The following is a 20,040-nucleotide window of genomic DNA, read 5'->3' on the forward strand; positions in this document are numbered from 1 at the left end:
TCCGGGGAAGCGCCAGGGGTGCGCAGGGCTTACGGGGCCTCGGCCAGCAGTTGCGCAACCCGGGGTGCCACTTCGGTTCCGTACAGTTCGATGCAACGCATCATGGAGCCGTGCGGCAGGGTTCCATTGCTGTATTTGAGGTCGAAGCGGTCGACGCCGAGGTTGCGTTTGAGCAGCACGATCTTCCGGGCAACCGTTTCCGGAGATCCCACATAGAGCGCGCCTTCGGGGCCGCACATGGCGTCAAACTCGCTCCGGTTGCCCGGCCCCCAGCCACGTTCGGCACCGATCCGGTTACGCTGTTCGAGCCAGTGCGGGAAGAGTTCCTCGCGGGCGGCCTCGTCCGTGTCCGCGATGTACCCCGGCGAATGCGTGGCAATCTGCTGCATGGGATGCCCGTATTTGGTCATGGCGTCCCGGTACAGCTTGACGAGCGGGCCAAAACGCCGGGGTTCGCCACCGATGATCGCGAAAATGATGGGGTAGCCGTACTCCGCGCACCGCAGCACGGACTCGGGCGTTCCGCCCACGCCAATCCAGGCGGGCAGCAGGTGGTGCTGCAGGTGCGGGTACACCTGCAGGCCGTTGATGCCCGGCCGGGTCCTGCCTTCCCAGTGGATGGGTTTCTGGGCGCGTGCCTGGTCGAAGAGTGCGAGCTTCTCTTCAAACAGGACCTCGTAGTCCGCGAGGTCCAGCCCGAACAAGGGAAAGGACTCGATGAACGAACCACGGCCCAGCATGACTTCGGCGCGGCCATTGGCTATGGCATCCACTGTGGCGAACCGCTGGAAGACACGGATGGGATCGTCCGAGCTGAGGACAGTAACGGCAGAGCCCAAGCGGATCCGGGATGTCACCGCCGCGGCGGCCGCCAGGAACACCTCGGGGGCAGACACGGCGAAATCGCGGCGGTGGTGCTCCCCCACGCCGAATGCATGGATTCCGACGGCGTCAGCCAGCTTTGCTTCCTCCAGCAGCTCACGCAGGACCCGGGCATGGTCCTTCGGATTGCCGTCGGCGTCCACGCCGGCATCACCGAACGTGTTGAGTCCAAGCAGGATGCGGTCGCCCGGCACGGGGGCGGTGGGGTCGGCGGGGACGGGGTTCATCAGGACTCCTTCAGCCAGCCTGCCAGCTCGGAGGCCCAGTAGGTGAGGATGTTGTCAGCACCGGCACGCTTGATGCCGAGGACTGACTCGGTGATGGCACCGCGCCGGTCGATCCACCCGTTGGCGGCGGCAGCTTCGATCATGGCGTATTCCCCGGAGATTTGGTAGGCCGAAACCGGCACCGGGCTCATGGCCGCTACGTCCGCAAGAATATCCAGGTAGCTCATGGCAGGTTTGACCATGACCATGTCTGCGCCTTCTTCGAGGTCCAGCTCCACTTCCAGGATGGCTTCCCGGCGATTGGCGGCGTCCATCTGGTAGGTACGGCGGTCGCCTTTGAGCTGGGAGTCAACAGCCTCCCGGAACGGTCCGTAGAACGCCGACGCGTACTTGGCCGCATAGGCCAGGACGGCGGTGTTCTTGTGACCGGCATCCTCCAGCGCCTGCCGGATCACGGCGATCTGGCCATCCATCATTCCCGAGGGTCCGAGCACATGCGCGCCGGCGTCCGCCTGGGCCACAGCCATCCGGGCGTAGATTTCCAGCGTGGCGTCATTGTCCACGTACCCGTCGGCATCAAGCACGCCGCAATGGCCGTGGTCGGTGAACTCGTCCAGGCATACGTCGCTCATGACCACCAGGGCGTCGCCCACCTCGGACCGGACATCGCGGATCGCTTTGTTCAGGACCCCGTCAGGGTCCAGGGAAGCCGTACCGCGGGCGTCCCGGACCTGGGGCACACCGAACAGCATGATGCCGCCGACGCCAAGTTCCACTGCTTCAGCGGCAGCACGTTTGAGGGTGTCGGTGGTGTGCTGCACCACACCCGGCATGGAAGTGATGGGGCTTGGCTCCGTCAGTCCTTCCCGGATGAAGGCCGGAAGGATCAGGTCGGCCGGGGCAAGGCGGTTCTCTGCGGTGAGCTTGCGCAGGGCCGGTGTAGTGCGAAGGCGGCGGGGCCGGTGGTGTGGAAAGCTCATGCTGGGTTCCCTTCATTGGCTAGAACTGATGCGAGGGCGTCTGCGATGCCCTCTGGAGTCGGCTCCCGGGCGACCGCAGCAACGGCGATCCCCAGCGCGGCGGCTTCTTCCGCCGTCGGGCGCCCGATCGCTACGAAACGGCAGGTGCCCAATGGCAGCAGGGTCGCAGCTATCCGTCGGGCGGCGCTCGGCGAGGCGGCAACCACGGCATCCAGTGCCTGGTCCGCCAGCGCGGCGCGGACGTCTTCCGGGCTTGGCTCGGTGATGGGCGCGTCAGCGGAACCCACGACGGCGGACCCCGGCGGGGCGTCGACCCGCAGTTCCGGCCGGGCCGGGTAATCGACCGTGTGGTAAGCCATCACGGCGGTGACGCTTGCGCCAAGGACCGTCAGCCCGTCCCGAAGCGCAGGAGCGGCGATATCAGCCTGGGGCAGGAAGACACGTCCTGCAGGTTGCTCTGCAGCAGCCCACTCTGCCAGGAGTCCTTCTGCGGACTGGGAACCCGACGGAGCCAGTGCGACCGTGAGGCCCAGCGCTTCAAGGGCATGGCGCGATGCCGCACCCACCACGGCGATGCGGGTTCCGGAAGGAACCAACGCGGCGGGCTCAACCCCACGTTCAGCTGCCTTCCCCAGCAGGGCGCGGATGGTGGTGATGCTGGTGATCACCATCCAGTCAAAATCGCCATGGGCCAGCTTGTCCAAGGCCAGGTCGAGGGGTGCTTGGTCCCGGGCGCGCTCAAAGTCGATGAGGGGAAGGATCCAGGGTTCCGCGCCAAGGCCGGCCAGGAGGGAAGCAAGCGGCCTGGCGCGGTCGGCACTCCTGGTAATCAGGATACGCCGGCCGGCCAGGCCTGCATGCTGCGGCAGCTCAGGACGCTGCAAGATCGGCAATCTCCGCCGCACCGGCAGCGAGGAGGAGTTCTGCGACCTCGATGCCCAGCAGGGTGGCGCCTACCTCGGTCAAGCCGTCGGTTGCCTTCTTTTCCCGGACTGTTTTTGTGCCGTCAACTGCGCATACCACGGCTTCGAGATGGAGCATGCTTCCCTTACGGTAGGCGTAGGCGCCTACGGGGGCAGCGCAGCCGGCTTCCAGCCTTGCCAGAACTGCCCGCTCGGCGGTGACCGCAAGCCGGGTGTCGTCGTCGTTGAGTGCGGCCAAGGCCTGCGCCAGCACGATGTTGCCGCCGTCGGCCGAGTCCTCGCGCTGCGGGGCATCGGCGGTACGGCATTCAATGGCCAGCGCACCCTGTCCGGGAGCCGGCAGCATCACCGAGGTGTCAAAGAATTCCGTGACGGTGTCCAGGCGGTCCATGCGTTCCAGCCCTGCGGCGGCGAGCACCACGGCGTCGAGGTCGTTGGACTTGCCTTCCACGACATCGGCCACGGTGTTGCCAGGCAGGCCCGGGACCCTGTTGAGGCGGGTGTCCACGTTTCCGCGGATATCCAATACTTCAATGTCCGGACGCGCTGCACGCAGCTGGGCCGCGCGTCGGGGCGAGCCTGTGCCTACCTTTGCGCCACCGGGCAGTTCGGCCAACGTCAGCCCGTCGCGCGCGCAAAGGACGTCCCGCACATCCACGCGCTGAGGCGTGGCGGCGATGCTCAGGCCAAGGGCAGGCCCGGTGGGCAGGTCCTTGAGGGAATGCACGGCGACGTCGCAGTTTTCCACCAGCAGGGCATCCCGCAGCGCAGCCACGAAGACTCCTGTGCCACCCATCTGGGACAGCGATCCCGTCTTCACATCGCCCTCGGTGCGGATGTGGACCAGTTCCACGGGGAAGCCACCCACAGCGGCCAACCGGTCGGCTGTCTGCTGGGTCTGGGTCAGCGCGAGCTTGCTGGCCCGCGTGCCGATCCTTACGGTCACTTGGTGGCCTCCGCGGCAGGGTAGGGGTCGTGCGAGGTTCCGGTGGTGGAACCAACCTCCGAAATGACGGGCTTGGCCCCACGGAAGTTTTCGCAGCAGTTGGGCCGGCAGACGTCGTACCAGGGCCCCAGTCCCGTCACGTGCGGGCGGTCGGCGATGTTGTTCTCCACCGTGCGTTCGCAGATCAGGTCCACCAGGCCGGACACAAAGGCAGCGTGGGTTCCCGGCGTGGGAACGCGGGTGGCCTCGATGCCGAGGTTGCTGCAGGTTTCCAGGGCTTCGGTGTCCAGGTCCCAGGCAACTTCCATGTGGTCGCTGACAAAGCCGAGCGGCACGATGACGACGCCTTTGACGCCGGTGGGGGCGATCTCCTCGAGGTGGTCGTTGATGTCTGGCTCAAGCCACGGAATGTGCGGTGCGCCCGAGCGCGACTGGTACACAAGGTCCCAGGCCACGTTCGGTGCCACGGCATCCATGATGGCCTGGGCGTTGGCAAGGTGCTGGGCCGCGTAGGCGGAGCCCTCGGCAAAGTCCCGCGGTTCGTCGTCGGACCTGCCGGCAGCTTCGGCATCCCGCGTGGGGATGGAGTGGGTGGCAAAAAGCACGCGGATGACCGAATCCGGATCGGCTTCCCCGGCAGCGGCGAGCTTGGTGCGGATCTCTTCCAGGCCCGCAGCCGTGCCCTCAAGGAACGGCTGCACCACGCCGGGGTGGTCGAAGTACTGGCGGATCTTGTCCACCTGGAGCTTGCCGTCGAGGCCCGTTTCCGTCAGCGCGACGCCGATGTCCTCGCGGTATTGGCGGCAGCTGGAGTAACAGGAGTAGATGCTGGTGGTGAGCATCAGGATCCGGCGGTGGCCGGCGTCGTAAGCATCCTGCAGGACCGGAGCGATATAGGGGTCCCAGTTCCGGTTTCCCCACAGCACCGGCAGCCCGATGCCGCGCTTGGCGAGTTCGGCCTCGATGGCGGCCTTGAGCTCGCGGTTTTGCTGGTTGATGGGGCTGATGCCGCCGAACGCCCGGTAGTGGTGGGAGACCTCTTCGAGCCGCTCGTCCGGGATTCCACGGCCGCGGATGACGTTGCGCAGGAAGGGGATGACGTCTTCCTGGCCCTCGGGACCGCCGAAGGAGGCCAGGAGGACGGCGTCATAGTTCTGCGGCTCCTGGCGCCCACGCTCCGTCACGGCGTTGGGCTCGGTGGAGACAAGGAGTTCGCTCATGCCAGGACCTCGGCGATCTCGGCGGCCGAGATGCGGCGGCCGGTGTAGAAGGGAATTTCTTCACGGACGTGGTGGCGGGCCTCGGTGGCACGGAGGTGGCGCATCAGGTCAACGAGGTCCACCAGCTCAGGTGCTTCAAGGCCAAGGATCCATTCCCAGTCACCCAGGGCGAAGGATGAGACGGTGTTGGAGATGACCTGGGGAAATTCACGGCCCAGGAGCCCGTGGTCCCGCAGCATCTTGCCGCGTTCCTCGGACGGCAGGAGGTACCACTCGTAGGAGCGGACGAACGGGTAGACGCAAAGCCAGGTGCTGGGTTCCACACCGCGTGCGTAGGCGGGGACGTGGCTCTTGGCGAATTCGGCCTCGCGGTGCACACCCATGGCGGACCATACGATCCCAGTGCCCGCAAAAAGTGCGCTGCGGCGGATGTCCCGCACTGCGGACTGCAGGTCTTCCGGCTTGGCGCCGTGGAGCCACACCATGACGTCGGCGTCCGAGCGCATGGCCGAGACGTCGTAGCTGCCCCGGAGGATCACGCCGTTCGCAGCGAGCTTCCCGACCAGGGTCTCGAATTCCTCGACAGCGTCGTCGCTGCGCAGGACGTCGGCCGAGCGCTTGAAGACCGTCCACAGCGTGTAGAACTGTTCCTCGGTTCCAGCAGTTTTAGTGACAGATTCGGCAGAAGTGTGGCTCATGGTTCAAGTTTGCCCCGTGCCGGCCCCTAAGTCGAAACGGAATAGTTCTACAGCACGTAGAAGTGATGCAAATCACACTCTGGAGGGTTTCGGGTCCACCGTGTCCGCCAGCTGGGCCTGGGTGTCGGACACCACGGCGGCCAGGCCGTTGCCTGCCAACCACCCGCCGACCACGGTCAAGCCGTTGGCTGCAGCGCACACTCTCCGCACCTCGGCAACCCGCTGTTTGTGACCGACGGCGGCAAAAGGCAACGCTCCATCCCACCGCACCACGTCCCAGTCCAGGACGTCGGCACCGGTGACCGGCACCGTCAGCAGGGCCGAGGCATCGGCAAGGGCCGCTGCCAGGAGTTCGTCGTCGGACAGGACCAGGTCCACCGCTTCTCCCCCGGCTTCTTCCCGCCGCCCGTATGAAAGCCGCAGCACGTGCGTTCCCGGACCGGCCTCTTCTGCCAACCAGTCCCATTTGGCGGTGGCGTGGGTCAAAGCCTTCGCAGTGATTCCCGGCGTTTGGGGCGCTACCAGGATTCCGGTACCGCGCGGGCGGCCGTCGAGTTGGGGAAGGTCCACCACGATCGTGACCAGGCTGACCAGCGGCCCTGCCGCCGGGCGCAAGCCGGTCAGTTCCGGCAGGGCCTTCCCAAGAAGCCCGACGGCGGCGGGACCGTCGAGCGCCACGACGAGCCTGCCGGCGTCGTACGTGGATTCACCCGCGGTGACCCGCCAGCCCGTGGCTGTTTTGGCAATGCCGTCCACGCGCCGTCCGCTCAACAGCGACACGCCCCGGTCCCGCGCATCTTTGACGAGCGCCTCCACCAAGGTATTCATGCCGCCTTTCAAGCCGGCGACGGCGGAACCGGCCTTGGCGGGTGCCGGCGCCGACGCGGACGCAGCTTTGCGTTGCGCCGCCACGGCCGCCGCCAGGGAGCCGTGGACGCGAAGGCCCGTGCGCAGGCCCGGCGCCACCATGTCGACATCCAGCACGGCGGGATCGGCGGAGTGGACACCACCAACAACCGGAGCCACCAGTCGTTCGAGGACCCTCCGGCCCATACGCTGCCGGACCAGGGAAGCAACGCTGGTCACATCTTGTGAACTGCCAACGGACGCCGGAAGCCACCGGTCCAGGGAGGCCCGCAAGGCCCCGGCCCAGCCGAGGGACCTCCGCACTTCCGGATCCCAGGGATTCGCCGGGATACCCAGCACCCCCGTCTTGGGGAGTTCGCGGGGTCCATCGGGCAATTGCACCCACGCGCCGCCAGGGTGCGGAGCGACGATGTTGTCCTGCAACCCCAGGGCGGCGGCCAGATCCGCAACCGCAGACGAGCGCGTCGCAAAAGACTCCGCCCCGCTGTCCAGGGCCAGGCCGGCCACCTCGTGCCGGCCGACACATCCGCCCCACGCCTCCGTCGCTTCGAGGACCGTCACGGCATGTCCGGCCAGCGCCAGCTCCCGGGCAGCCACCAGGCCGGAGACTCCACCGCCTACCACGATGGCAGCAGGACGGGAAGGTGCGTGTCCCCCGCGCATCAGTCCTACTTGGCCGGGATGGAGTGGATGAGTTCCACCACGCGGGTCAGCACGGTGGGGTCGGTCTCCGGCGGTACGCCGTGTCCCAGGTTCAGGACATGGCCGGGCGCCTCGGAACCGGCCGCGATCACCTCGCGGACGTGGGCCTCCAGCACCTCCCACGGAGCGGACAAAAGGGCGGGATCGATGTTGCCCTGCAAGGGAACCGCGCCACCCAGGCGGCGGTTCGCCTCATCGAGCGGAAGCCGGTAGTCCACCCCCACGACGTCCACGCCGACATCGCGCATGGCTACCAGGAGTTCGGAGGTTCCCGTACCGAAGTGCACCAAGGGTGCGCCCAGCCCGCGGACGTGTTCCAGGGCCCGCGCCGAAGCCGGGGCCACATACTTGGTGTAGTCTCCAAGGCCCAGCGAACCGGCCCAGGAATCGAAGAGCTGTCCGGCGGAGGCACCCGCTTCCAGCTGTGCCTGCAGGAACAAACCCGATGCGTCCGCAGCCCAGGCGGCCAGCGCTGCCCAGGTTTCCGGGTCGGCGTGCATCATGGTCCGCGGTCCCAGGTGGTCTCGTGAAGGCCGGCCCTCCACCATGTAGGCAGCCAGCGTGAAGGGAGCACCGGCAAATCCGATCAGCGGCGTCTTGCCCAGCTGGGCAACGGTCAGTCGGACAGCCTCCCGGATAGGTTCAAGCGCTTCCCAGGTCAGCTGCGGAAGAGCCGCAACGTCCTCTGCAGTACGCACCGGCTTGTCCAGGACCGGCCCCACGCCCGGCACGATGTCCACTCCCACGCCTGCCAGCTTCAGCGGAATGACAATGTCCGAGAAGAAGATTGCGGCATCGACGTCGTGCCGACGGACCGGCTGCAGGGTGATTTCCGCTGCGAGTTCCGGTCGCAGGCAGGAGTCAAGCATGGCGACACCCTCGCGGACCTTGAGGTATTCGGGCAGGGAGCGGCCTGCCTGGCGCATGAACCACACCGGCCTGCGGGAGGGCGTTCCACCGCGGTAGGCGGTGATCAGCGGAGAGTCCGAAGTACGGCCGTCCACCAGCGGATGGTCGGCGCCGAGGATCCCCGCCGGGGCATTGATGGCCGTATTGTTGGAAGCTGCCGCGCTTGAAGTCATGCCTTCGATTGTGCCGAAAATCCGGGCTAAAAGATAACGACAGGCTGTCATGTACAGACCTGTCGGGCACCGGAGTGGCGCGGATCACCCTGCCCGGTGTCGATTCCCACTGCCGGGCATTGTTCTACCGAGCTACGAAAAAGCTATGATGGGGTTGCTGTGGTTCTTTTCTCATTGGTGGCTACACACGCCGACATCGATCTCGAAACCGTCGCTCAACTGAGCAACGGTTCTTCCGGGCTTGCCACTTCGGCCCTGTCCGGGTCTCCGGTGGTCTCCGGAACGGTGGTCCTGGCCACCTGCAACCGCTACGAAATTTATGGCGAAACGGCCAATGGCGCGGACCTTGAAGCCGCGCGCTCGGCCCTCGTTTCCCAGATCAGCGAGCTCAGCGGACTCAACGAGCAACTCGTCTCCCGCTCCTTCAGCACCAACACGGGGCCAGACGTCACCCGCCACCTCTTCGCCGTGAGCGCCGGCCTTGATTCGGCTGTGGTGGGAGAGCGTGAAATCGCCGGCCAGGTACGCCGTGCCCTGATCACCGCGCAGCAGGAGGGTACCGCCAGCTCCGGGCTGGTGCGGCTCTTCCAAGCGGCATCCAAGACCGCCAAGGACGTCGGGGCGCAGACTGCCCTGGGCTCACGCGGCCTGTCCATCGTGTCCGTGGCCCTGGACCTCGCAACGGATTTGTCGGACTCCGCGGATTGGTCCACCAAGAAAGTGGTCGTCTTCGGTACGGGCGCCTACGCCGGCGCCACCATGTCCCTGCTGCGTGAACGCGGCTGTACGGACATCTCGGTCTACTCCTCCTCCGGCCGCGCCGAGGGCTTCGTGGCCACCCGCGGCGGCACGGCCCTGGATGCCGACACCCTGCCCGTTGCCGTGGCTGCGGCGGATGTCATGATCGGCTGCAGCGGATCTGATACCCGCGTCGAAGCGGCAGACCTGGAGCGGGTCCGCGCCAACTCCGGCAAGCCGTTGATCGCGATCGACCTCGCCCTCACCCACGACTTCGACCCCGCCGTGGGGGAACTGGACGGAGTTGAACTCCTCACCCTGGAATCCGTGCGCCTCGCAGCGCCCCAGGAGCAGGCCGAGTCCCTGTCCCAGGCGAGCACGATCGTCAACACCGCCGCCCAGGCTTTCGAATCGGAGCGTGAATCGCGCTCGGTGGATTCGGCGATCGTGGCCCTGCGCCGCCACACCATGAACGTACTGGATTCCGAGATGGAAAAAGTGCGCGCCCGCCACGGCTGCACGGCTGCTGCCGAAGAAGTGGAGTTCGCCCTCCGCCGCATGGTCAAGCAGCTCCTCCATGTTCCCACCGTGCGGGCCAGGGAGCTTGCCGCCAAGGGCCAGCAGGACGACTATGTGGCAGCCCTCGAGGCACTCTACGGCATCCAGGTCGAGCAGCCCCAGGTTGCCGCGCCTGCCGCCGAATGCCCGGTAGACCACGAACAGCTGCGCTCCGAAAGCGCCTGAGAATCAGCGCCAGGCGCTGAATCGCTGCGCCTTGCTGCTGCGCGTTGCTACTGCGTTGCTGCTGCGCCTGGCTGCATGATACACCGGCGGTGCCTAGTAGACCGGCTTGTACGGCTCCACGTCGCGCACCCAGGCGAGGATACCGCCGTCGAGATGGCTGACCCTGGTGTAGCCCGCCGTCCTGGCGGCCTCCAGCACGGCAGCCGAACGCGTGCCCGCCTTGCAGTGGAAGACGATGTCCCGGTCCTGCCGCAGATCCACCCACGCTTCGCCCGCGAGGATCCTGCCCTGCGGGATGAGCACGGAACCTTCGATGTTGACGATGCTGTGTTCCCCCGACTCCCGGACATCCACGAGGTCGAAGTCCCGCTCCCCCTCAGCACGCTCCTTCAGCATCCGTGACAGCTCCTCCGCGGAGACGGTGTGCTCCCGGTCCGTTTCTGCTGCGGGAGTGATGCCACAGAAAGCCTCATAGTCGGTCAGTTCGGTGATGGGCGCGGCTTCAGGGTCCTTGGAAACCTTGATTTCGCGCCAGCTTCCACCCAGGGCATCAAAGAGCGCCACGCGCCCCAGCAAGGAACGTCCGACGCCGGTGATCAGCTTGACCGCCTCGGTCACCATGAGGGACCCCACGGCCGCGCACAGCATGCCGAACACTCCCCCTTCCCCGCAGGACGGCACTGAGCCGGCGGGCGGCGCCTCGGGATAGAGGTCGCGGTAGGTGGGGCCGTGCTCCGCCCAGAAGACACTGACCTGGCCGTCAAACCGGAAGATGGAACCCCATACGTAGGGCTTGCCCAGGATGGCAGCGGCGTCATTGACCAGGTACCGCGTGGCGAAGTTGTCCGCGCCGTCCAGGATGAGGTCGTACTGGGCAAAAAGGTCCAGGGCGTTGGACGCGTCAAGCCTGAGATCGTGCAGAACCACGGTGACCAAGGGGTTCAGCTCCGCGATCGCGTTCCGTGCTGACTCAATTTTGGGCGAACCCACATCCTTGACCCCGTGGATCACCTGGCGCTGGAGGTTGCTCAAATCCACGACGTCGTCGTCCACGATCCCGAGGGTCCCCACGCCGGCTGCAGCCAGGTACAGCAGTGCCGGTGAACCCAGGCCGCCTGCCCCTATGACGAGGACTTTCGCATTCTTAAGCCTCCGTTGGCCCAGCGCGCCGATTTCCGGAATGATGAGATGCCGGGAGTAACGCTCCACCTCGGCCGGCGTCAGAGCGTCGGCCGGTTCAACAAGGGGCGGCAGGACGGCGGGCGCGGTGCGGGCAGCAGGAATTGAGGCCATACCCCAATGTATGCCTGCCGATGCCGCCCGGTCATATTACCCACGGGTACAGTGGTCATAACTGCAAGGGAAAGGCGGCAGACTGTGGCTGACGGCACACGGGCAAGCGACGGATCACCGGCTAAGCAGGAACGGAGCGGCACCACGCGTTCAGCGAGGTTGCCGCGGGATGAACGCCGCGCGCAGCTGCTCAATGCTGCCTTGGAAGTGTTCGTTTCCAATGGGTTCCATGGTGCTGCCATGGATGAAATCGCCGAGACCGCCCACGTGAGCAAGCCCGTCCTGTACCAACACTTTCCCTCCAAGCGCGAGCTTTACATGGCACTCCTGGACAGCCACCTGGCCGCGTTGACGGAACTGATGCTCACCGCCTTGAACTCCACCACTGACAACAAGGAACGCGTCAAGGCCGTGATGCGTGCGTACTACAAGTTCATCGCCGACGACGACCAGGCGCACCGCCTGGTGTTCGAATCGGACCTCATCAACGATCCCGACGTAAGCTCCCGACTGGAAACGTTCAACAAGACCTTTGCCGACGCCGTGGCCCGCGTGATCGCGGAAGACACCAAACTGCCCCCTCTGGAGGCCCAGCTCCTGGGCCGGGGCCTGGCGGGAATGGCGCAGGTCAGCGCGCGTTACTGGCTGGAAACGGACGGGAACCTCGACCTCGATGTCGCCAGCGATCTGATCTATCGTTTAGCTTGGCGCGGAATCAGTCGATTCCCCAAAGAGTCCTAAGCTACAAATAGAGGACTGACTAAACTCTTGACTGGCTTGGAGGCCTTGCTGTGGAAGTAAAAATCGGCATTCAGAATGTTGGCCGCGAAATCGTGCTCGAATCCGCCCTCGATGCCGAGGCCGTCGCCAAGATCGTAGGGGAAGCTATCTCCAAGGGGTCTGACCTGCGTCTCACGGACGAGAAAGGCCGCCAGGTGATCGTTCCGGGCAGCGTCCTGGGATATGTGGAGATCGGCGCCGAGGAAGTCCGCCGCGTGGGCTTTGGCGCCCTCTAGAGCCACCGTTTCATAGCCAGCCGCAAGGAGAACCGATGCTGTCACTCGTCGTCGTGGTGCTTGCCACCGTTGCCACCGGCTTTATTGTGTGGGCCAATGACAAGCGCCACAGCAAGTACGGCATCGCGGTGCCGGCGGGCGTCGCTGCGGCTGCAGGTACGGTTGCCTGGATCATCTTCATCGCGTTCGGCCTGGGCTACCAGCCCGGCCTGACGTGGATCCCGTGGGTCCTCCCGATTGTGCTGGGCACGGCGGCAGCTGCGGGCGTAGCGGTCTTCCTGGGCCGGCAGCGCACAGCGCACGACACTGCGGCCCTGACCAAGGCCCTCCGACTCTAGGTTCCGGCAACGGCTGTGGCCACCACCCCTCGGGTGGTGGCCACAGCCGTTTAAGTCCCCGCCGCTGCAGGGAAGGCAGCGCCGGTCACAGGAACTCGGCACGGCCTTCCATGGCAGAGGACGCCAAAGCGTGCTCGCGCCGCGGTATCCGGCCGGCACGCCGGGCGAGCCGGCCGGCCGCAACCGCATGTTTAAACGCCTCGCCCATCTGCGCAGGGTTTTGCGCCCTGGTCACCGCGGTAGCCAGCAGGACGGCGTCGCAGCCGAGTTCCATGGCCAGCGCCGCATCCGATGCCGTGCCAATGCCCGCATCCAGCACCACGGGAACGGAGGCACGGGACACGATCAGTTCGATGTTGTGCGGATTCAGGATGCCCAGTCCTGTCCCAATGGGCGATCCCAAAGGCATGACGGCCGTGGCTCCGAGGTTCTCCAGGCGCAGGGCAAGGACAGGATCATCGTTGGTATAGGCGAACACCTTGAAACCCCGGTTCACCAGTTGCTCCGTGGCATCCACCAGCTCCACTGCGTCCGGGAGGAGAGTGTGCTCGTCAGCGATGACCTCCAGCTTGACCCAATCGGTTTCCAGGGCTTCACGGGCCAGTTCGGCCGTCATCACCGCGTCTTTGGCAGTGAAGCATCCGGCCGTGTTGGGCAGTACGCGGATGCCGTTGTCCACCAGGAGCTGGAAAAGCGAGCCCGTCTCTGCCGGCGAGTACCGGCGCATGGCCACGGTGGTGAGCTCGGTGCCCGAGGCCAGGAGCGCCGCACCAAGTCCGTCCAGGCTCGGCGCCCCTCCGGTTCCCATGATGAGGCGGGACGAGAATCCGACTCCGTCTATGACCAGGGCGTCGTCGGTCCCGGTCTGCCGCGTGTTGCCTGTGCTGGTGATGGTCATGCTCTCAGCCTCCCTGGACCGCAGTAACGAGTTCGAGTTCATCGCCGTCGGCCAGGGCCGTCGCGGCCCATTGGCTCCGCGGGACTACTTCGGAGTTGCGGGCGACGGCGACACCCAGCTTGCCGCCGTCGGCCGCCTGACCGCGGTGGTCCAGGGCGCGGCCGGTGACGTCGCTGACGAGGGTGCTGACGGATGCGTCGTCCGGCACTGAACGGGCAGTGCCATTGAGTTTGATGTTCATGCGGGTTCCTTGATCGACGTGCGTGGTGCGGGAGGAAGTTCATGCTGTGCAGTTGGCGCAAAACGGTCCGGTGCGAACCGCGACCAGCGCGGGTCGCTGGAGCCGCCCAGCAGCCCGCCCACGATCTTTGCCGCGACCGGGGTGAGGAGGACGCCGTGGCGGAAGAAGCCGGTGGCGATGACCAGTCCGGGAACCTCCCCACTGCCGCCGGTCACCCGTCCCAGCAGGGGTGCGTTGTCCGGTGTGCCTGGCCGTGCACGTGCCGTGGCCTCGAGCAACTCGAGTTCGGCGACGGCGGGCACCAGGACCTGGGCATCGCGAAGGAGCTGGTAGACACCTCCGGCTGAGACTGCGTTGGACGTGGCAGAAAGGTTGTCTTCGCGCTGCGTTGCCCCGATGACCACAGTCCCGTCGTCACGCGGGACGATGTAGACCGGGACCCCGCGCACCATTCCCCGGACCGTGGCTGTCACGAGCGGGCGCAGGTGCTCCGGTACGCGAAGCCGCAGGATATCCCCGTAGACGGGACGAACGGGAAGGGACAGCCCATCAGGGAGTCCTTCGAGCTTGCCGGCGCCGAGTCCGTTGGCCACCACCGTCTCCGCAGCCCGGACTTTGATGCCGGACTCCAGCCCCACACCCAGCACCCGGTCCTCCTCGCGGAGCAACCGGGTTGCGGACTCCGTCACCAGGAAACCGTCGGCGGCGCCGGCGACCCAGGTCCGGTCTTCCGGAGAATGGGAGGCCAGGACCGACATCAGGCCGGCGGCCAGCCTCCGCGGGTCCACCTGGTGGTCGGCGGGGATATCGAAAGCACAGGAAATTTGCGGGCTCAAAAGCGGTTCGCGCTCCCGCGCTTCCCGCAGGGCCAGGGGCGCCACGGCCAATCCGGCCGCAACCTGGGCCGACCGCAGATCGGTCAAGGCACGGCGGTCGGCAGCGTCGGCACCCACGCCAAGTGTCGGCGTCGTGCAGTAACCGATGGCTGTTCCACGTCCGGAGAGGTCCGCCGCGAAAGCCGGCCACAACCGGGCTGATTCCAGCATGAGTTCCAGGAGGTCTTCCTCCTGGTAATGGAGTTCGCTGACGGGGGCGAGCATGCCTGCTGCTGCGAAAGTGGCCCCCGTGGCAGGTGCGGGATCGACCACCACCACCGAACGGCCGGCCGCCCGGGCCTCGTGCGCGATGCCCAATCCGATGATCCCGCCACCGATGACGATCACATCTGCTTCAAGGTCCGGTGCTGTTTCCGGAACGGGCCGGGGTACGACCATGTTTTTCCCTTCCCTACGCCGGTATTACCCGGATCAGGTCAAGCGGTCGGCGCTGAAGCCCTCTCAGCCGGGCAGTCATATGACGCTGCCACGGCTCCCGCAGTACGAGCCCAGTTTAGAGGAACTACTCTGGTTTCCATGACCCAGCCCAACGCCATTGCTTCTGCCCGCCTCTACCTGTGCACCGACGCACGCCAGGAGAAGGAGGACTTTGCGGACTTTGTGGACGCCGCCTTCGCCGGTGGCGTGGACATCATCCAGCTCCGGGACAAGTCCCTGGAGGCCGGCCGGGAGCTGGAGCTCCTGGAGGTCCTCGGCAAGGCCGCTGCACGCCACGGAAAGTTGTGGGCGGTCAACGACCGGGCCGATGTTGCCAGTGTTTCCGGGGCTCCGGTCTTCCACATCGGCCAGAAGGACCTTCCGCTTCCGGCCGCCCGGCAGCTCCTGCCCGGTGCTGCGATCGGCCTCTCCACCCACACTCCGGAACAGGCCGATGCCGCCATTGCGGCGTCGCAGGTGCCGGGCGGGCTGGACTATTTCTGTGTCGGACCCGTATGGGCCACTCCCACAAAACCCGGTCGCGCGGCCGTTGGACTGGAGCTGGTCACATTTGCCGCAGAAGCAGTGGAACGGGCCCGCGGGAACGACGCCGCGGGCGCTGATCTGCCCTGGTTCGCCATCGGCGGGATCGACCTCGGCAACGTCGAGAACGTAGTGGCCGCAGGTGCCGCAAGGATCGTGGTGGTCCGTGCCATCACGGAGGCGGACGATCCGACGGCGGCGGCAAGGTCGCTGCTCGAGGCCCTCGACGCCGGCCGCTGACGGTCAGGGGGCCAGCCCCAGGCCCGACATCCTCTGTCCGTGCCCCGCTGCCAGGTCCGCAGTCAAGCGGCCCACCGCTTCCCGCGCCTCCCCGCCGGCCTTGAGCACGGGGCCCAGCCAGGGATGTTCCAGTCCCACCCGCTGTGCCTGCGTCAGCGCTTCCCCCACGAGCCTCCGTGCCCACAGCGCGAGTCGTGACGCGAGCCTGGGATCGTCGGCGAGCGCCTTCCGCAGCAGCATGCGGAGTGCCTCCGTGGCATGGTCGGCAGAAGCGACCTGGTGCACGACCACCTGTGTTCGGGCGTCGAGGAATCCTGCGACGGTACGGTAGAAGTCAGCCGAGACCGTATCGATGACGTAGGCCTTCATGACCGACTCGTACCAGTCGCCCGGCCGGGTGCGCTCATGGAAGTGGTCGAAGGACCGTTGGAATGGCAGCATGGCATCCTCGGGATCAACGCCCAACCCGGCGAGGTGGTCGCTGATCATGGCGAAGTTTCCGTAGGCTCCCACGGCAATCTTGCCCAGCATGGCCCGGTCCCGCAGGGTGGGAGCATGCCGGGAGTCCGCGGACAGCCTCCCGAAGGCCGACAACTCCCCGTAGGCCATGGCCCCAAGGAGCTCGATCGCCAGGGTGCCAACTGGAGCATTGCTGTCCTGGGAAGTGCCCATGCTTCAAGACTATCGGCGGTTTTCGGGCTAATGTGACTTTCGTGTCACATCATCGGATAGCTCCCAACGTCGACGACTCCACGGACCAGCTTGCCGATGCCCTGGCTGCCTTGAGGACGGAGCTGGATCTTCCGCGGGAGTACCCGGCACCGGCTGTGGAGGAGGCCCGGCGCGCGGTGGAAGAGCACCGCTTGCCGGACCACGATCTGCGGCACGTTCCGTTCGTGACGATCGATCCTGCCAGCTCCACGGACCTTGACCAGGCCCTCTTCATCGAGCGCGACGGCGACGGCTACAAGGTCCTGTATGCCATAGCCGACGTGCCGTCCTTTGTTGCCCCTGGCGGTGCGTTGGACGCGGAGACCCGGCAGCGCGGCCAGACGTTCTATGCGCCCGATGGCCGGATCCCGCTGCACCCGGAGGTGATCAGCGAGAACGCCGGCAGCCTCCTGGCGGACCAGGACTGCAGTGCTTTCGTCTGGGACTTCACGCTGGACCCGAACGGCGAGGTAGCCGGCATGTCCGTGGCACGGGCCGCCGTCCGCAGCCGCGCCAAGTTGAGCTACAAGGGCGCCCAGGAGCAGCTCGACGCCGGCACGGCGCCTGAGGTGCTTCGGCTCCTGAAAGAAGTGGGACTTAAGCGCGTCGAGCTCGAACGCCGGCGTGGCGGCGCCAGCCTCAACATGCCCGAGCAGGAGATTGTCCAGGCAACAGGCGGAGGTGGCTACCGGATTGCAGCCGCACCTTCGCTGCCGGTGGAAGACTGGAACGCCCAGATCTCCCTGATGACGGGCATGGCGGCAGCGCAGTTGATGCTGGAGGGCAAGGTAGGCATCCTGCGGACCATGCCCGCCCCGGATGAGCGCTCATTGCTGCACTTCAAGCGCCAGACGCAGGCCTTGGGAAAGCCGTGGGACGGCGGCATCACCTATGGTGAATACCTCCGCACGCTGGACGCGTCCGATCCGCGCCAGCTGGCAATCCTGCACTCGGCGGGCACGCTGTTCCGCGGCGCCGGCTACACGCCCTTCGACGGCGATGTCCCTGACGACGTCGTCCAGGCGGCCATCGGCGCTCCGTACGCGCATACGACTGCCCCGCTGCGCCGCCTGATAGACCGCTTTGTGCTGGTGATCTGCGAGGCCCTCAGCAACGGCCACGACATCCCGGACTGGGCACGCGAGGCGTTGCCTACCTTGCCGGAGATCATGGCAGCCTCAGACCAGCTCGCTGGACGGTTGGAGCGCCTGGCCCTGGATACGGTGGAAGCGGCCCTGGTGGCCAACCGGATCGGGGACGAATTCGACGCCGTGGTGATCTCGGGGTCAAAGCCGTCCAACGGGAACGGCAACAACGGGAACGGCAACGGCCCTTTCGGCACCATCCAGATCGCGGAACCTGCCGTGACGGCAAAGTGCGACGGCGAACTTGAGTCGGGCACCAAGGTCCGGGTCCGGCTGGTGAAGGCAGACATCGCGGCACGGGAAATCCGTTTCGAACTCCTGCCCTGAGGCAGTTCCGCGGCGGGAATACGCTTATGATCCGGGGTTTGGGGTCCGCAGAGGATAGACTGGGCCTGTAGTAATGGATGCCCGGTCGTTGATTCAGTCCTTTTCTTGAAATCAACAAGCCCGCCCCTACGCGATCTTGAGATGTACCAACTGGTCCCCAGTGCCAGTACTTAGATAGCCCGCGATCGGCTTCCACTGGAATTGCTTGTGCGCCCGTCCGTGCTCCGGTACGGCTTTGCGGCCGCCGTTGAGCGTGCAGCGCCAATGCCCAAATGAATAAGGAAACTCCCTGTGAGTGAATTGCACACCCATGAAGTCCTGACGGACGCCACCGGCACCGAGTCGATCGAGCCCGAGGAAACCATCACCTCGGACGAAGCTCCCCACGAGCTCGAAGAAAAGTCGTTCGCGGACTACAACGTCCGCGCCGACATCGTCGAGTCCCTGGCCGACGCCGGCATCACCCATCCCTTCCCCATCCAGGCCATGACCCTGCCCGTTGCACTCAGCGGACACGACATCATCGGCCAGGCAAAAACCGGAACGGGCAAGACCCTCGGCTTCGGCATTCCCGCGCTGCAGGGGGTCCTGGGACGCGACGACGCCGGTTATGACAAGCTCGCCGTGCCGGGAGCGCCACAGGCCCTGGTGATCGTTCCGACACGCGAATTGGCCGTGCAGGTAGCCAACGACCTCCAGACAGCGTCCCGCAAGCGCAACGCCCGCATCGCCACGATCTACGGTGGCAGGGCCTACGAGCCCCAGATCGAGGCCTTGCAGAAGGGCGTCGAGGTGGTGGTGGGCACGCCCGGCCGTTTGATCGACCTTTACAAGCAGCGCCATCTCAGCCTCAAGAACGTCAAGATCGTGGTCCTCGACGAAGCCGACGAAATGCTGGACCTGGGCTTCCTTCCCGATGTTGAAACCCTCATCGCCGGAACGCCCGCAGTCCGCCAGACGCTGCTGTTCTCCGCCACCATGCCCGGGCCCGTGATTGCCATGGCCCGCCGTTACATGACCCAGCCCACCCACATCCGGGCCGCTGATCCCAACGACGAAGGCATGACCAAGCGCGACATCCGCCAGCTTATCTACCGCGCGCACAACCTTGACAAGACCGAGGTCGTGGCCCGCATCCTGCAGGCTAAGGGGCGCGGCCGGACCGTTATCTTCACCAAGACCAAGCGCACTGCCGCGAAGGTCGCCGAGGAACTGGTGGATCGCGGCTTCGCTGCTGCCGCCATCCACGGAGACCTGGGGCAGGGCGCCCGCGAGCAAGCACTGCGCGCGTTCCGGAACAACAAGGTGGACGTGCTGGTGGCTACCGACGTCGCAGCCCGCGGCATCGACGTCGAGGACGTCACCCACGTCATCAACTACCAGTGCGTGGAGGACGAGAAGATCTACCTCCACCGCGTAGGCCGCACCGGCCGCGCAGGCAACAAGGGAACTGCCGTCACGTTCGTGGACTGGGATGACGTGCCCCGCTGGGCACTGATCAACAAGGCCCTTGGACTCAACGTTCCGGAGCCGGTGGAAACCTACTCGTCCTCGCCGCACCTGTACACGGACCTCAACATTCCCGAAGGCACCAAGGGACGCCTGCCGCGCAGCCGGCGCACCCTGGCCGGCGTTGACGCCGAAGTCCTCGAGGACCTCGGCGAGACCGGCAAGAAGAACTCCCGTTCCGGTGGTTCGGGCCGCGGCGGAACCCGGGGCCGCAGCCGTAGCCGGTCTGACGAAAACCGCAGCGAAACCCAGGGCGAGGGCGGTCGCAACCGCACGCGCCGCCGTCGTACGTCCGATGCCGAAGCAGCCCCGGCTGCCGGTCCTTCCGAGGCATCGGCTGCCGCTGCGGAAACCAAGCCCGCCCGCACTCGCCGTCCCCGCACCCGCCGCCGCAACGGCGAGGTTGTCTCCGGCGAGCAGAAGAGCACGGCGTCCGGCAACGGCGAGGCCTAAAGCC

Annotated in this window: 20 protein-coding genes and 1 riboswitch; of the genes, 7 read left to right on the forward strand and 13 right to left on the reverse strand. The window is 66.2% G+C overall.

What is annotated here, in order from left to right:
- Positions 1 to 29 precede the first annotated feature (29 nt).
- The 8 genes from ACPFL9_RS14030 to hemE form a co-directional block, all read right to left on the reverse strand.
- The gene (locus ACPFL9_RS14030) at positions 30 to 1,109 is read right to left on the reverse strand and encodes an LLM class flavin-dependent oxidoreductase (protein WP_426003398.1); all 1,080 of its coding nucleotides are present in this window, start codon (positions 1,107 to 1,109) and stop codon (positions 30 to 32) included.
- Complete coding sequence (gene hemB / locus ACPFL9_RS14035) at positions 1,109 to 2,089, reverse strand: porphobilinogen synthase (RefSeq protein WP_426003400.1); 981 nt, start codon at positions 2,087 to 2,089, stop codon at positions 1,109 to 1,111. The genes ACPFL9_RS14030 and hemB overlap by 1 nt, the downstream gene beginning before the upstream one ends.
- Positions 2,086 to 2,973, reverse strand: coding sequence for a uroporphyrinogen-III synthase (locus ACPFL9_RS14040; protein ID WP_426003401.1), 888 nt, complete (start codon positions 2,971 to 2,973; stop codon positions 2,086 to 2,088). Before ACPFL9_RS14040 ends, hemB begins: the two co-directional genes overlap by 4 nt.
- Complete coding sequence (gene hemC / locus ACPFL9_RS14045; RefSeq protein WP_426003403.1) at positions 2,960 to 3,958, reverse strand: hydroxymethylbilane synthase; 999 nt, start codon at positions 3,956 to 3,958, stop codon at positions 2,960 to 2,962. The genes ACPFL9_RS14040 and hemC overlap by 14 nt, the downstream gene beginning before the upstream one ends.
- Positions 3,955 to 5,178 carry a ferrochelatase gene (locus tag ACPFL9_RS14050; protein WP_426003404.1) on the reverse strand — a complete coding sequence of 408 codons (1,224 nt, stop codon included), beginning with the start codon at positions 5,176 to 5,178 and terminating at the stop codon, positions 3,955 to 3,957. The genes hemC and ACPFL9_RS14050 overlap by 4 nt, the downstream gene beginning before the upstream one ends.
- Complete coding sequence (gene hemQ / locus ACPFL9_RS14055; RefSeq protein ID WP_426003405.1) at positions 5,175 to 5,876, reverse strand: hydrogen peroxide-dependent heme synthase; 702 nt, start codon at positions 5,874 to 5,876, stop codon at positions 5,175 to 5,177. Before hemQ ends, ACPFL9_RS14050 begins: the two co-directional genes overlap by 4 nt.
- A 72-nt stretch (positions 5,877 to 5,948) precedes the next feature.
- Positions 5,949 to 7,406 (reverse strand): protoporphyrinogen oxidase, encoded by a 1,458-nt coding sequence (gene hemG, locus ACPFL9_RS14060; RefSeq protein WP_426003407.1) that lies wholly within the window; start codon positions 7,404 to 7,406, stop codon positions 5,949 to 5,951.
- 5 nt (positions 7,407 to 7,411) lie between these two features.
- Positions 7,412 to 8,527 carry a uroporphyrinogen decarboxylase gene (gene hemE / locus ACPFL9_RS14065; RefSeq protein WP_426003409.1) on the reverse strand — a complete coding sequence of 372 codons (1,116 nt, stop codon included), beginning with the start codon at positions 8,525 to 8,527 and terminating at the stop codon, positions 7,412 to 7,414.
- A 159-nt stretch (positions 8,528 to 8,686) separates the two neighbouring features.
- Here hemE and ACPFL9_RS14070 point away from each other — a divergent pair, with 159 nt between their 5' ends.
- Positions 8,687 to 10,009 carry a glutamyl-tRNA reductase gene (locus tag ACPFL9_RS14070; protein ID WP_426003410.1) on the forward strand — a complete coding sequence of 441 codons (1,323 nt, stop codon included), beginning with the start codon at positions 8,687 to 8,689 and terminating at the stop codon, positions 10,007 to 10,009.
- 93 nt (positions 10,010 to 10,102) lie between these two features.
- Here the strand turns inward: ACPFL9_RS14070 and moeB are convergent, their stop codons facing one another.
- Positions 10,103 to 11,302 carry a molybdopterin-synthase adenylyltransferase MoeB gene (gene moeB, locus ACPFL9_RS14075; protein ID WP_426003411.1) on the reverse strand — a complete coding sequence of 400 codons (1,200 nt, stop codon included), beginning with the start codon at positions 11,300 to 11,302 and terminating at the stop codon, positions 10,103 to 10,105.
- Positions 11,303 to 11,308: 6 nt separating this feature from the next.
- Between moeB and ACPFL9_RS14080 the strand changes: the two genes are divergently transcribed.
- Genes ACPFL9_RS14080 through ACPFL9_RS14090 form a run of 3 tightly spaced genes read left to right on the forward strand, consistent with a single transcriptional unit; the run spans position 11,309 to position 12,656 of the window.
- A complete protein-coding gene (locus ACPFL9_RS14080; RefSeq protein ID WP_426003413.1) occupies positions 11,309 to 12,043 on the forward strand; it encodes a TetR/AcrR family transcriptional regulator in 735 nt (244 codons plus the stop codon).
- Positions 12,044 to 12,093: 50 nt separating this feature from the next.
- Positions 12,094 to 12,318, forward strand: a complete 225-nt coding sequence (locus ACPFL9_RS14085) for a DUF3107 domain-containing protein (RefSeq protein WP_426003415.1) — start codon at positions 12,094 to 12,096, stop codon at positions 12,316 to 12,318.
- A gap of 35 nt (positions 12,319 to 12,353) precedes the next feature.
- Entirely contained in the window at positions 12,354 to 12,656 is a 303-nt protein-coding gene (locus ACPFL9_RS14090; RefSeq protein ID WP_426003416.1) for a hypothetical protein, read from the forward strand.
- Between the two features lie 85 nt (positions 12,657 to 12,741).
- On the opposite strand, the gene ACPFL9_RS14095 is transcribed toward ACPFL9_RS14090, so the two are convergent.
- The 3 genes from ACPFL9_RS14095 to thiO all read right to left on the reverse strand — a co-directional run bounded on the left by ACPFL9_RS14095 (position 12,742) and on the right by thiO (position 15,069).
- Complete coding sequence (locus ACPFL9_RS14095; protein ID WP_426003417.1) at positions 12,742 to 13,554, reverse strand: thiazole synthase; 813 nt, start codon at positions 13,552 to 13,554, stop codon at positions 12,742 to 12,744.
- A gap of 4 nt (positions 13,555 to 13,558) precedes the next feature.
- The gene (thiS, locus tag ACPFL9_RS14100; protein WP_426003419.1) at positions 13,559 to 13,795 is read right to left on the reverse strand and encodes a sulfur carrier protein ThiS; all 237 of its coding nucleotides are present in this window, start codon (positions 13,793 to 13,795) and stop codon (positions 13,559 to 13,561) included.
- Positions 13,792 to 15,069: a glycine oxidase ThiO gene (gene thiO, locus ACPFL9_RS14105; RefSeq protein ID WP_426003421.1), complete on the reverse strand. Its 1,278-nt coding sequence runs from the start codon at positions 15,067 to 15,069 to the stop codon at positions 13,792 to 13,794. Before thiO ends, thiS begins: the two co-directional genes overlap by 4 nt.
- Positions 15,063 to 15,180, reverse strand: a riboswitch (TPP riboswitch). It overlaps the preceding gene by 7 nt.
- A gap of 27 nt (positions 15,181 to 15,207) precedes the next feature.
- Between thiO and thiE the strand changes: the two genes are divergently transcribed.
- The gene (thiE, locus tag ACPFL9_RS14110; protein WP_426003422.1) at positions 15,208 to 15,891 is read left to right on the forward strand and encodes a thiamine phosphate synthase; all 684 of its coding nucleotides are present in this window, start codon (positions 15,208 to 15,210) and stop codon (positions 15,889 to 15,891) included.
- Between the two features lie 3 nt (positions 15,892 to 15,894).
- Here thiE and ACPFL9_RS14115 read toward each other — a convergent pair whose 3' ends face one another.
- Complete coding sequence (locus tag ACPFL9_RS14115; protein WP_426003425.1) at positions 15,895 to 16,563, reverse strand: ferritin-like fold-containing protein; 669 nt, start codon at positions 16,561 to 16,563, stop codon at positions 15,895 to 15,897.
- 41 nt (positions 16,564 to 16,604) lie between these two features.
- Between ACPFL9_RS14115 and ACPFL9_RS14120 the strand changes: the two genes are divergently transcribed.
- Positions 16,605 to 18,074 (forward strand): RNB domain-containing ribonuclease, encoded by a 1,470-nt coding sequence (locus ACPFL9_RS14120; RefSeq protein ID WP_426003427.1) that lies wholly within the window; start codon positions 16,605 to 16,607, stop codon positions 18,072 to 18,074.
- Between the two features lie 291 nt (positions 18,075 to 18,365).
- The gene (locus tag ACPFL9_RS14125; protein ID WP_426003429.1) at positions 18,366 to 20,036 is read left to right on the forward strand and encodes a DEAD/DEAH box helicase; all 1,671 of its coding nucleotides are present in this window, start codon (positions 18,366 to 18,368) and stop codon (positions 20,034 to 20,036) included.
- Positions 20,037 to 20,040: the final 4 nt, after the last annotated feature.

Source organism: Paenarthrobacter sp. NyZ202 (assembly GCF_049860755.1).
GTDB lineage: Bacteria > Actinomycetota > Actinomycetes > Actinomycetales > Micrococcaceae > Arthrobacter.

Excerpts from the sequence above, each read along its gene's own strand:
- thiE (WP_426003422.1), top strand. The coding sequence starts at position 15,208 with ATGACCCAGCCCAACGCCATTGCTTCTGCCCGCCTCTACCTGTGCACC.
- ACPFL9_RS14095 (WP_426003417.1), bottom strand. The coding sequence starts at position 13,554 with ATGACCATCACCAGCACAGGCAACACGCGGCAGACCGGGACCGACGAC.
- hemE (WP_426003409.1), bottom strand. The coding sequence starts at position 8,527 with ATGACTTCAAGCGCGGCAGCTTCCAACAATACGGCCATCAATGCCCCG.
- thiO (WP_426003421.1), bottom strand. The coding sequence starts at position 15,069 with ATGGTCGTACCCCGGCCCGTTCCGGAAACAGCACCGGACCTTGAAGCA.
- thiS (WP_426003419.1), bottom strand. The coding sequence starts at position 13,795 with ATGAACATCAAACTCAATGGCACTGCCCGTTCAGTGCCGGACGACGCA.
- ACPFL9_RS14050 (WP_426003404.1), bottom strand. The coding sequence starts at position 5,178 with ATGAGCGAACTCCTTGTCTCCACCGAGCCCAACGCCGTGACGGAGCGT.
- hemQ (WP_426003405.1), bottom strand. The coding sequence starts at position 5,876 with ATGAGCCACACTTCTGCCGAATCTGTCACTAAAACTGCTGGAACCGAG.
- hemB (WP_426003400.1), bottom strand. The coding sequence starts at position 2,089 with ATGAGCTTTCCACACCACCGGCCCCGCCGCCTTCGCACTACACCGGCC.
- ACPFL9_RS14115 (WP_426003425.1), bottom strand. The coding sequence starts at position 16,563 with ATGGGCACTTCCCAGGACAGCAATGCTCCAGTTGGCACCCTGGCGATC.
- hemG (WP_426003407.1), bottom strand. The coding sequence starts at position 7,406 with ATGCGCGGGGGACACGCACCTTCCCGTCCTGCTGCCATCGTGGTAGGC.
- ACPFL9_RS14080 (WP_426003413.1), top strand. The coding sequence starts at position 11,309 with ATGTATGCCTGCCGATGCCGCCCGGTCATATTACCCACGGGTACAGTG.
- ACPFL9_RS14030 (WP_426003398.1), bottom strand. The coding sequence starts at position 1,109 with ATGAACCCCGTCCCCGCCGACCCCACCGCCCCCGTGCCGGGCGACCGC.
- ACPFL9_RS14090 (WP_426003416.1), top strand. The coding sequence starts at position 12,354 with ATGCTGTCACTCGTCGTCGTGGTGCTTGCCACCGTTGCCACCGGCTTT.
- moeB (WP_426003411.1), bottom strand. The coding sequence starts at position 11,302 with ATGGCCTCAATTCCTGCTGCCCGCACCGCGCCCGCCGTCCTGCCGCCC.